This is a genomic window from Streptomyces sp. UNOB3_S3 (assembly GCF_020740895.1).
Classification (GTDB): Bacteria; Actinomycetota; Actinomycetes; order Streptomycetales; family Streptomycetaceae; genus Streptomyces.
The window spans coordinates 1-10296 of record NZ_JAILXP010000262.1; the positions used below are offsets into that span (position 1 = coordinate 1).

The window sequence follows — 10296 nt, forward strand, 5'->3', positions numbered from 1 at the left end:
CCCTTCCCGTAACTGGGGGCTCCGCCCCCAGCCCCCCCGAGGGGAGGGGGCCTAGGCGCGGGGCGCCTTTACGGTGCGTATGAGTGCCGCGAGCGTGGCGGGTGCGGTCACTATGACCGAGCGGGGGTCGTCGCTCTCGCGCAGGGCGATGCGGATGCCGCCGTTGGCGGCGCCGATCTCGACGCACGAGTTGTCCGGTCCCGTGCCGGACAAGGAGCTCTTCTGCCACATCACAACGACACCTCTTAGGACTCTCGGGCAATACGCAGGACGAAGTCGCGGCTCGCCTCGGCGCCGAGAGCGAAACGCTCAACCGTCCGTAGGACGGTGCGATACCGGTCGAGCTCTTCCTCAGCGTCCAGGAAGGCGCTCCCGTGCACTTCGTCGATCTGGACGGTGTCGAGCTGCGGCGCACCGCCCGCCATGTATTGCATCGCGTAGCCCATACAGACGAAACCCTCGGCCGAGAACGGCACGACCCTTACCGTCAAGTTCGGCCGCTCCGAGCTTTTCGCGATCAGGTCCATCTGCTCACGCACCACGTTGCTGTCGCCAACCTTCATGCGCAAGGCAGCCTCATGGATGAACACCGTGCACGGCACAGGGTCCTTGCGCTCAAGCACGGCTTGGCGTTGCATGCGAAAATCAACGATGGCGTCGAGGTTCCTCGGCCTGGCTTCTTGCGGCATGTACGAGAACAGGGCCCGAATATAGGCCTCAGTCTGCAGGAGCCCCGGGATATGGACAATCTGTAGCCCTCGGAGGCTACTTGCGTGCCACTCGAACGCGGCTAGGTCCAAAGACTTCTGCGGCAACAGCCCTTGATACTTCTCCCACCAGCCACGCTCCTGGCGTCCGGTCAGTTCCGCGAGGGCGTCGAGATAGACACGGTCCGCACAGCCGTAGTGCGAAGCGAACTTGCGCATTCGCTCCTCGCTCACGCCGAAACGACCGATCTCGATGTGGCTCATGCGCATCGGCGTCACGCCCAGCTGCGTGGCCGCCTCGCGAGCGGTCAGGCCCGCGCGCTCGCGCATCCTGCGCAACTCGGCACCGAGCCGCGCCTGGCGGGCGGTTGGGCTGTTCCTCGGCGGCATGAGGCCACTCTCCCCTGTTGTTCAGCGCCTGCGAGCGTCACGATGCCATGCCATGCCCCGAAGGGGCGAACATCCGCAAGCGGCTTGCAGGGGGACATGTAGCCCCCTACGTTGAGTGGCGCGCCGCTCGCAGAGCGACCGTATCCGGCCACCGGAAGCGCACCGCCATGCCCGCATGGGCAAACGCGGCATCGACACCGGCTCGGCCGCCAACACCCCACCGCAGGAGGCGACATGCTGCTGCACGCCGAACCCTTCGAGTACCGACTGCTCATCCCCCACGACGCCCGCGCCGTCCAAGTGGCCCGGACATCCATCCGCGCGGCCCTCACCGCGCACGGGCTGCGCGAACTGATCGGCCGGGCCGAGCTGTTGGCCGGCGAGATGCTGACGAACACGATCGTGCACACCAGCAGTACCGCCGAGCTGACGCTCGCCTGGTCGCAATGGGAGACGCTCCGCGTCGCCGTGCGGGACGCGTGTGCGAGGACGCCCACGCTCCGCGTGGCCGCGCGCCCGTTCGACAGCGATGGGCGCGGGTTGTGCCTGCTCCAGACGCTCGCGGACCGGTGGGGTTACACCCCGCTGCACCGCGATCTGCACGGCGAGGAGACCAAGACCGTCTGGTGCGAGATCAGCCGGAGGGTGCCCGCCGCGTGGGCGTGAAACGGCACGGGGCCGCCACCCGTCTCCGGGATGGCGGCCCCGCCGTACAACGCCGTACAACACGGCTCAGTGTTTCTTCTGCTCCCGCTTGGGACGCCAGACCACCAGCGCGCTGGCCTGCTGGACGTCCTGGTACGGGACCAGGTCACGCCGGTACGACGCGTGGACCTGCGCCTCGCGCTGCTGCATCGCCGCGGCCGCGCCGTCGACGACGGACTGGAGCTCGGCGACGCGGGCGCTCAGCGCGGCGACCTGGTTCTCCAGCTCGATGATGCGCTTGATGCCCGCCAGGTTGATGCCCTCGTCCTGGCTCAGCTGCTGCACCTGACGCAGCAGCTCGATGTCGCGGGCCGAGTAGCGGCGGCCGCGGCCGGCCGTGCGGTCGGGGGAGACCAGGCCGAGGCGGTCGTACTGCCGGAGGGTCTGCGGGTGGAGGCCCGACAGCTGGGCCGCCACGGAGATGACGTAGACCGGCGACTCATCGGTGAGCTCGTACGGATGGCGTCGGCGGCCGATTCCTTCCATGGGTCACGCTCCCTTCGCGGCCTGGAACAGCTCCGCGCGCGGGTCGACCTCCGCGGTGGCTTCGCGGTAGGTCTCCAGGGCTTCCCGGGCCTTGTCGCTCAGTTGGGTGGGCACGGCGACCTCGACGGTGACCAGGAGGTCGCCTCGGGTGCCGTCCTTGCGGACCGCGCCCTTGCCCCGGGCGCGCATCGTCCGGCCGTTGGGCGTGCCGGGGGGCAGCTTCAGGGTGACGGGCGGGCCGCCGAGGGTGGGGACCCGTACCTCGCCGCCGAGGGCCGCCTCCGTGAAGGTGACGGGCACGGTGATGGTGAGGTTGTCGTCCTTGCGCCCGAAGACCGGGTGGGTGCCGACGTGGACGACGACGTAGAGGTCGCCGTTGGGGCCGCCGCGCTCGCCCGGGGCGCCCTTGCCGCGCAGGCGGATCCGCTGCCCGTCGGAGACTCCGGCGGGGATGCGGACCTGCATGGTGCGGGAGGACTTGGCCCGGCCGCTGCCGTGGCAGACGTCGCAGGGGTTCTCGGGGATGAGCCCGCGGCCCTTGCAGTCCGGGCAGGGGTCGGTCAGCGAGAAGCCACCGCCCGAGCCGCGCGACACCTGGCCGGTGCCGACACAGGTCGGGCAGACCCTGGGCGTACCGTTTTTGTCGCCCGTGCCGGAGCACGCCTTGCACGCCGCCGAGGAGGACATCCGCAGCGGGACGGTGGCGCCTTCGACCGCCTCGGTGAAGTTGAGCGAGACCTCGGACTCGATGTCCTGGCCGCGCCGGGGCTGGGTGCGGGGACCGCCGCCGCCCCGGTTGAAGAGGCCGCCGAAGACATCGCCCAGCCCGCCGCCGAAGCCGCCGCCGGCTCCGGCGCCGGTGCCGCCCTGGGCGCCTCCGAAGAGGTCGCCCAGGTCGAAGTTGAACGAGCCGCCGGCGCCGCCCGGTCCGGCACGGAAGCCTCCGTTGCCGAACAGGGCGCGGGCCTCGTCGTACTCCTTGCGACGCTTGGGGTCGGCAAGGACGTCATTCGCCTCGGAGATCTCCTTGAAGCGCTCCTCGGCCGAGGCGTCGCCCTTGTTGGCGTCCGGGTGGAACTCGCGGGCGAGCTTCCGGTACGCCTTCTTGATCTCCGCCTCGGTGGCGTCCTTGGGGACGCCGAGGACCTTGTAGAGGTCCTTTTCCAGCAAGTCCCTGCTCAGGCTCATCCCCGGCGTCCCTCCTTCCCGTCACTCATCGCGTCAGCCCTCTTCCGGGCCACCGCTCTCCTCGTCGGACGAATCCTCGGCCTTGGGGCCGGCGCCCGGCTGCGGCTCGGCCACCGCGACGCGCGCGGGGCGGATGGTCCGCTCGCCGATCCGATACCCCGGCTGCAGGATCTGCACGCACGTGGTCTCGGTGACGTCGGGCGCGTAGCTGTGCATCAGCGCCTCGTGCACCAGCGGGTCGAAGGGCTCGCCCTCCTTGCCGAACTGCTGGAGGCCCATCTTGGCGACGACCGTCTCCAGCGACTCGGCGACGGACTTGAAGCCGCCGACCAGCTCGCCGTGGTCGCGGGCGCGACCGATGTCGTCGAGGGTGGGGAGGAGCTCGGACAGGAGGTTCGCCACGGCGACCTCCTTGACCGCGACCCGGTCCCGCTCCACCCGGCGACGGTAGTTCTGGTACTCGGCCTGGAGCCGCTGGAGGTCCGCGGTGCGCTCGTTGAGCGCGGCCTGGGCCTGGTCCAGCTGTGCCTGGAGGCCAACCTCGACGAGCTCCTCGCCCGCGGGGGCCGGGCCGGCCGGGGCCGCCTTGTCGGCGGACCCGGCGGCCTTCGCCGCGTCGTCGGGGGTCGTGGCGTCGGAGGTGCCTTCAGGCTTCTCGTTCTCCTCGAAGCCCGGGGTCTCCTCCGTCACGCCGACGCACCGCCCTTCGGCTTCTCGTCGTCGACGATCTCGGCATCGACGACGTCGTCCTCGGCCTTGGGCTGCTGGCCGGCACCGGCGCCCGCGGCACCGGCGGCGCCCTGCGCGGCCTGGGCGTCGGCGTACATGGCCTGGCCGAGCTTCTGGCTGACCGCGGCGACCTTCTCGGTGGCGGTGCGGATCTCGGCGGAGTCCTCGCCCTTGAGCTTCTCCTTCAGCTCGGCGACGGCGGTCTCGACCTCGGTCTTCACCTCGGCCGGGACCTTCTCCTCGTTGTCCTTGAGGAACTTCTCCGTCTGGTAGACGAGCTGCTCGCCCTGATTGCGGGTCTCGGCGGCCTCGCGGCGGCGGTGGTCCTCCTCCGCGTACTGCTCGGCCTCTTCGCGCATGCGGTTGACCTCGTCCTTCGGCAGCGAGGAGCCGCCGGTGACGGTCATCTTCTGCTCCTTGCCCGTGCCCAGGTCCTTGGCGGTCACGTGCATGATGCCGTTGGCGTCGATGTCGAAGGCGACCTCGATCTGCGGGACGCCGCGCGGGGCCGGCGGCAGGCCCGTCAGCTCGAACATGCCGAGCTTCTTGTTGTACGCCGCGATCTCGCGCTCGCCCTGGTAGACCTGGATCTGCACGGACGGCTGGTTGTCCTCGGCCGTCGTGAAGATCTCGGAGCGCTTGGTCGGGATCGTGGTGTTGCGCTCGATCAGCTTGGTCATGATGCCGCCCTTGGTCTCGATACCGAGGGACAGCGGGGTCACGTCGAGGAGCAGGACGTCCTTGACCTCACCCTTGAGGACACCGGCCTGCAGGGCGGCGCCGATGGCGACGACCTCGTCCGGGTTCACACCCTTGTTGGCCTCCTGGCCGCCGGTCAGCTCCTTGACGAGCTCGGCGACGGCGGGCATACGGGTGGAACCGCCGACCAGGACCACGTGGTCGATCTCGGACAGCGCGATGCCGGCGTCCTTGATGACGTTGTGGAACGGGGTCTTGCAGCGCTCCAGCAGGTCCGCGGTCAGCTGCTGGAACTGGGCGCGGGTGAGCTTCTCGTCCAGGTGGAGCGGGCCCTCGGCGGACGCCGTGATGTAGGGCAGGTTGATCGAGGTCTCGGTGGACGAGGACAGCTCGATCTTCGCCTTCTCGGCGGCCTCACGCAGGCGCTGGAGCGCCATCTTGTCCTTGGACAGGTCGACGCCGTGGCCGTTGGCGAACTGCTTGACCAGGTAGTCGACGACGCGCTGGTCCCAGTCGTCACCACCGAGGTGGTTGTCACCGTTGGTGGCCTTGACCTCGACGACGCCGTCGCCGATCTCCAGCAGCGAGACGTCGAAGGTGCCGCCACCGAGGTCGAAGACCAGGATGGTCTGGTCGTCCTTGTCGAGGCCGTAGGCCAGGGCGGCCGCGGTGGGCTCGTTGACGATGCGCAGGACGTTGAGGCCCGCGATCTCACCGGCCTCCTTGGTGGCCTGACGCTCGGAGTCGTTGAAGTACGCCGGGACGGTGATGACCGCGTCGGTGACCTTCTCGCCCAGGTAGGCCTCGGCGTCGCGCTTCAGCTTCTGCAGGATGAAGGCGCTCATCTGCTGCGGGTTGAAGGTCTTGCCGTCGATCTCGATCTTCCAGTCGGTGCCCATGTGGCGCTTCACCGAGCGGATCGTCCGGTCGACGTTGGTGACGGCCTGGCGCTTGGCGACCTCGCCGACCAGCACCTCACCGTTCTTCGCGAAGGCGACGACGGACGGCGTGGTCCTGGCGCCCTCGGCGTTGGTGATGACGGTGGGCTCACCGCCCTCGAGAACACTGACGACGGAGTTCGTCGTACCCAGGTCGATGCCGACCGCACGTGCCATGTCGATTCCTCCAGCTGACTTGAGTGGAACAGACTCAAGGGTGCAACAGGGACGTGAAACCTGTCAACAGACCTGAGTCGTACCCACTCAACTTTTATGTCAGCCTTACGGTCATGAGGCGACCGCGAAGGGTCGCCTGCGCGACGCAGATCACCGGCGATGCGGGTATATCGCGCGCGCGAGAGTGAGTAGTCTCGTACGGACTGGATAAGTTACCGATTAGTAATTCCGCTCTATCCCCGCTCTCGCAGGTCCGAGGAGCTCTCCCATGCAACTCGCCGCGATCATCGTGTCGCTGGTCCTCATCGCGGTCGGCGTCGCGCTGTTCGGCCGTGCCCTCTTCCAGATCTACCGCTTCGTACGGCTAGGCCAGCCCGTACCGGCGGGCAGCCGCACCGACGAACCGGTTCAACGCACGGTCACGGTGGCCAAGGAGTTCCTCGGCCACACCCGGATGAACAAGTGGGGCGTCGTCGGCGTCGCGCACTGGTTCGTGGCGGTGGGCTTCTTCTCGCTGCTGCTGACGATCGTCAATGCCATCGGCCAGCTCTTCAAGGCCGACTGGATCCTGCCGGTCATCGGCGACTGGGCGCCGTACAACGTCTTCGTCGAGTTCGTCGGCACGATGACCGCGCTCGGCATCCTGACGCTCATCGTCATCCGGCAGCTGAACCGTCCGGGCGGCGCCGGCCGCAAGTCCCGCTTCGCCGGCTCCAACACCGGTCAGGCGTACTTCGTCGAGGCCGTCATCCTCATCGTCGGCGTCTGCATCTTCATGCTGCACGCCCTTGAGGGCGCCCAGCACCACGTGGACGGCTACGAGGCGTCGTTCTTCATCTCGTACCCGGTCGTCTCGTGGCTGGAGGGCATGGACCTCTCCACCCTCCAGAACCTCACCTACTTCTTCGCCGGACTGAAGATCGCGACGTCCTTCATCTGGATGATCACGGTCGCGCTGAAGACGGACATGGGCGTGGCCTGGCACCGCTTCCTGGCCTTCCCCAATATCTGGTTCAAGCGCGAGGCCTCCGGCGACGTGGCGCTGGGCGCGCTCCAGCCGATGACCAGCCGCGGCGAGCCGATCGACTTCGAGGACCCGGCGGAGGACGCCGTCTTCGGCGTCTCGAAGGTCGAGGAGTTCTCCTGGAAGGGCATCCTCGACTTCTCCACCTGCACCGAGTGCGGCCGCTGCCAGTCGCAGTGCCCCGCCTGGAACACCGGCAAGCCGCTCTCCCCCAAGCTCCTGATCATGGCGCTGCGCGACCACGCGCACGCCAAGGCGCCGTATCTGCTGGCAGGCGGCGGCAAGGACGCCGAAGGCGAGGAGAAGGCGACCGAAGAGCAGCTGAAGGACGTTCCGGCGGCCGACCTGGCCGAGGCCGAGCGCCCGCTGATCGGCACGCTGGCGGAGAACGGCGTCATCGACCCGGACGTGCTGTGGTCCTGCACCACGTGCGGCGCGTGCGTCGAGCAGTGCCCGGTGGACATCGAGCACGTCGACCACATCGTCGACATGCGCCGCTACCAGGTGATGATCGAGAGCTCCTTCCCGTCCGAGGCGGGCACGATGCTCAAGAACCTGGAGAAGAAGGGCAACCCCTGGGGCCTGGCCAAGAAGCAGCGCCTCCAGTGGACCAAGGAGGTCGACTTCGAGGTCCCGGTCGTCGGCAAGGACATCGAGGACCTCACCGAGGTCGACTACCTCTACTGGGTCGGCTGCGCCGGCGCCCTGGAGGACCGCGCCAAGAAGACCACCAAGGCCTTCGCGGAGCTGCTGCACATGGCGGGCGTGAAGTTCGCCATCATGGGCGGCGAGGAGAACTGCACGGGTGACTCGGCCCGCCGTCTGGGCAACGAGTTCCTCTTCCAGCAGCTCGGCCAGCAGAACGTCGAGATGCTGAACATGGCGTTCGGCGAGGACTCCGAGGACGAGGCCACGAAGAAGCCGAAGTCCAAGAAGAAGATCGTCGCGACCTGCCCCCACTGCTTCAACACCATCGCGAACGAGTACCCGCAGCTGGGCGGCGAGTACGAGGTCATCCACCACACGCAGCTGCTGCAGCACCTCATCGACGAGGGCAAGCTGATCCCCGTCACCCCGGTCGAGGGTCTGATCACCTATCACGACCCCTGCTACCTGGGCCGCCACAACAAGGTCTACACCCCGCCGCGCGAGATCATCGCCAAGGTGCCGGGCCTGCGGAACGAGGAGATGCACCGTCACAAGGAGCGCGGCTTCTGCTGCGGCGCCGGCGGCGCGCGCATGTGGATGGAGGAGCGCATCGGCAAGCGCATCAACAACGAGCGCGTCGACGAGGCGCTGTCCCTCAACCCGGACATCGTCTCCACGGCCTGCCCCTTCTGCCTCGTCATGCTGACCGACTCGGTCAACGGCAAGAAGAACGACGGCAAGGCCAAGGAGTCCATCCAGGTCGTCGACGTCTCCCAGCTGCTGCTGGAGTCCGTCAAGACCCCGGCCGCGCCGGAGGGCGACGGCGAGAAGGCGGACGCGCCGGAGCCGGACCCGGAGCCGGTGAAGTAGCCGCCCCTTGAGCGGACGACGGCCGGGCCCCGCGAGCGATCGCGGGGCCCGGCCGTTGTCGTAGGGGCGTGGGACGCTGAGCGCGAAGGTGTCCGCGTCCCGCCCAGCAGGAGTCGCGTCATGGAGTACGCCCGTGTCCTGGCCGTCGCCGAGGAGCTGCACCGGCACGCGCAGGACGCTGCCAAGCGCTTCGAGATCAGCGGGAACAGCATCATCGTGACGGTATCGACCCCGAGACGATGCGATTACAACGCCTTCCTGCTGCGGCGCCAGCTGGACCGGCAACTCGCCGAGGGCTGGGCAGCCCATAACTGGGGCGCCGTGGAGGACGTCGCGCAAGGAATCCTGCGCCGACCGGCCGTCATAGTGCTTCCCGAAGCGGCCATGCTCCGCCCCACCGGCATCGATCCGCGAGACCTGGCACTGGCTGCCGACGTGATCCCTCCGCTGGGGCAGCTCCACGACACTCAGCGGATGTACGACGCGGCTGCGATGGCCGTCCCGCTGTACGTCCTGGTCAACCCTCGCAACGGGACGACAGCGGTTATGTCCGACCCCACGGGCGTCGATGACGAAGGGCAGCGATGTTATCGCTCCCGCGCCAAACACGCGTTCGGCGACGTGATCACCATCGGCGAGTGGACCGTCGACACCTCCGAATTCCGCCGTTACCCGACGTCGTGACGACCAACACTCTTGATCTCAACCATGCTTGAGGTCCTACCGTCGTAGACATGACGACGACGCAGAACACGCAGCTCACCACCCCCCGCTCCGACGACGGCAACCTCGCCGGGCAGCCCATCGGCTACTGGAGCTACGCCACCCACAAGGCCGTCATCCGGCACATCCGCGGGGCCCTGGCCACGCAGGACGTGACGCAGCCGCAGTGGTGGGTGCTCAACCGCACCATCGCCGTCGAGGGCGGGCTGAGCCGGGAGGAGCTCCGCGAGGTGCTCACCGCCAACCTCGACCACCGGCCGGAGGAGATCGACCAGTCCCTGGACTCGCTGGTCGCCCGCGGCTGGGTGGCCGCCGGCGAGAACGGCCTGTACGTCGTCACCGAAACCGGCCGCGAGGCCAAGGACCGCATCTTCGAGGTCGTGAAGAAGGTGCGCGCGGAGATCCACGCCGGGATCACGGACGAGGAGTACGCCGCCGCGCTGACCGTCATGCGCCGCATGATCAGTAATGTGGGCGCCGACGAGCTGCTCTCCCCCGAGCGCTGGGTGCCCAAGCGGGCCACGGAACTCCGCTGACCGAGCAGACCCGCAACCCGGGGGTTTCCCCTAAGGGATGTCACAGCTCGGCCGCAAAGCCCGGCCCGTTCACCCGGGGGCGGCTACCGGAGCTCTCCGGAGCGGGTACGTTCGAAGCGTGGCTGGATTCAGGATGGGACGCGGACGGGACGCGCAGGGCCGCGGGCCCGCGTGGCAAGGACAGCAGCAGGCTCCGTACGGCGGCCAGGGCGCGCCCGGACACTCCGGCGCGCCCGGCGGCGGCTACGGGGACCAGCGGCAGTGGCAGGGCCAGGGGCAGGGCGGCTACGACGAGCCGGAGTACTTCGGCGGGGGCGGACAGCCCCAGCAGCCGTACCAGCAGCCTTACCAACAGCCGCAGGCCCCGCAGGGCTACCCCCAGGACCCGTACTACGGGCAGGACGCCGGCCGCACCCAGCAGTTCAGCGTCGGCGAGGCACCGGACGCGTACGGCGACTACGGCGACGGGCCCGCCG

10 protein-coding genes and 1 pseudogene are annotated in these 10296 nt (G+C 68.7%); 5 read left to right on the forward strand and 6 right to left on the reverse strand.

Going from position 1 to position 10296, the window contains the following annotated elements; all coding sequences use genetic code 11:
• Positions 1-51: 51 nt before the first annotated feature.
• Both K6I33_RS24700 and K6I33_RS24705 read right to left on the reverse strand, forming a co-directional pair.
• Positions 52-231 carry a DUF397 domain-containing protein gene (locus K6I33_RS24700; protein WP_229356720.1) on the reverse strand — a complete coding sequence of 60 codons (180 nt, stop codon included), beginning with the start codon at positions 229-231 and terminating at the stop codon, positions 52-54.
• Between the two features lie 14 nt (positions 232-245).
• On the reverse strand, positions 246-1097 hold the full coding sequence (locus tag K6I33_RS24705; protein ID WP_229356721.1) for a helix-turn-helix transcriptional regulator: 852 nt from the start codon (positions 1095-1097) through the stop codon (positions 246-248).
• A 234-nt stretch (positions 1098-1331) separates the two neighbouring features.
• On the opposite strand from K6I33_RS24705, the gene K6I33_RS24710 reads away from it, so the two are divergent.
• Positions 1332-1763, forward strand: coding sequence for an ATP-binding protein (locus K6I33_RS24710; RefSeq protein ID WP_229356722.1), 432 nt, complete (start codon positions 1332-1334; stop codon positions 1761-1763).
• Between the two features lie 66 nt (positions 1764-1829).
• Here K6I33_RS24710 and K6I33_RS24715 read toward each other — a convergent pair whose 3' ends face one another.
• Genes K6I33_RS24715 through dnaK form a run of 4 tightly spaced genes read right to left on the reverse strand, consistent with a single transcriptional unit; the run spans position 1830 to position 6019 of the window.
• Complete coding sequence (locus tag K6I33_RS24715; RefSeq protein WP_229356723.1) at positions 1830-2288, reverse strand: heat shock protein transcriptional repressor HspR; 459 nt, start codon at positions 2286-2288, stop codon at positions 1830-1832.
• A gap of 3 nt (positions 2289-2291) precedes the next feature.
• Entirely contained in the window at positions 2292-3476 is a 1185-nt protein-coding gene (gene dnaJ / locus K6I33_RS24720; RefSeq protein WP_229356724.1) for a molecular chaperone DnaJ, read from the reverse strand.
• A 33-nt stretch (positions 3477-3509) separates the two neighbouring features.
• Positions 3510-4166, reverse strand: a complete 657-nt coding sequence (gene grpE / locus K6I33_RS24725) for a nucleotide exchange factor GrpE (RefSeq protein ID WP_229356725.1) — start codon at positions 4164-4166, stop codon at positions 3510-3512.
• Positions 4163-6019 (reverse strand): molecular chaperone DnaK, encoded by a 1857-nt coding sequence (gene dnaK / locus K6I33_RS24730; RefSeq protein ID WP_229356726.1) that lies wholly within the window; start codon positions 6017-6019, stop codon positions 4163-4165. Before dnaK ends, grpE begins: the two co-directional genes overlap by 4 nt.
• A gap of 268 nt (positions 6020-6287) precedes the next feature.
• Between dnaK and K6I33_RS24735 the strand changes: the two genes are divergently transcribed.
• From K6I33_RS24735 to K6I33_RS24750, 4 genes and pseudogenes are all read left to right on the forward strand, one after another.
• Positions 6288-8561, forward strand: a complete 2274-nt coding sequence (locus tag K6I33_RS24735) for a (Fe-S)-binding protein (protein WP_229356727.1) — start codon at positions 6288-6290, stop codon at positions 8559-8561.
• A gap of 120 nt (positions 8562-8681) precedes the next feature.
• Complete coding sequence (locus K6I33_RS24740; RefSeq protein ID WP_229356728.1) at positions 8682-9245, forward strand: Uma2 family endonuclease; 564 nt, start codon at positions 8682-8684, stop codon at positions 9243-9245.
• A gap of 50 nt (positions 9246-9295) precedes the next feature.
• Entirely contained in the window at positions 9296-9820 is a 525-nt protein-coding gene (locus K6I33_RS24745; RefSeq protein WP_229356729.1) for a MarR family winged helix-turn-helix transcriptional regulator, read from the forward strand.
• A gap of 118 nt (positions 9821-9938) precedes the next feature.
• A pseudogene (locus K6I33_RS24750) lies at positions 9939-10296 on the forward strand (YIP1 family protein); the annotation flags it as partial.

Coding starts and splice junctions, on each gene's coding strand:
- K6I33_RS24700 (WP_229356720.1), bottom strand. CDS start 231: ATGTGGCAGAAGAGCTCCTTGTCCGGCACGGGACCGGACAACTCGTGC.
- dnaK (WP_229356726.1), bottom strand. CDS start 6,019: ATGGCACGTGCGGTCGGCATCGACCTGGGTACGACGAACTCCGTCGTC.
- K6I33_RS24705 (WP_229356721.1), bottom strand. CDS start 1,097: ATGCCGCCGAGGAACAGCCCAACCGCCCGCCAGGCGCGGCTCGGTGCC.
- dnaJ (WP_229356724.1), bottom strand. CDS start 3,476: ATGAGCCTGAGCAGGGACTTGCTGGAAAAGGACCTCTACAAGGTCCTC.
- K6I33_RS24715 (WP_229356723.1), bottom strand. CDS start 2,288: ATGGAAGGAATCGGCCGCCGACGCCATCCGTACGAGCTCACCGATGAG.
- K6I33_RS24710 (WP_229356722.1), top strand. CDS start 1,332: ATGCTGCTGCACGCCGAACCCTTCGAGTACCGACTGCTCATCCCCCAC.
- K6I33_RS24735 (WP_229356727.1), top strand. CDS start 6,288: ATGCAACTCGCCGCGATCATCGTGTCGCTGGTCCTCATCGCGGTCGGC.
- K6I33_RS24745 (WP_229356729.1), top strand. CDS start 9,296: ATGACGACGACGCAGAACACGCAGCTCACCACCCCCCGCTCCGACGAC.
- K6I33_RS24740 (WP_229356728.1), top strand. CDS start 8,682: ATGGAGTACGCCCGTGTCCTGGCCGTCGCCGAGGAGCTGCACCGGCAC.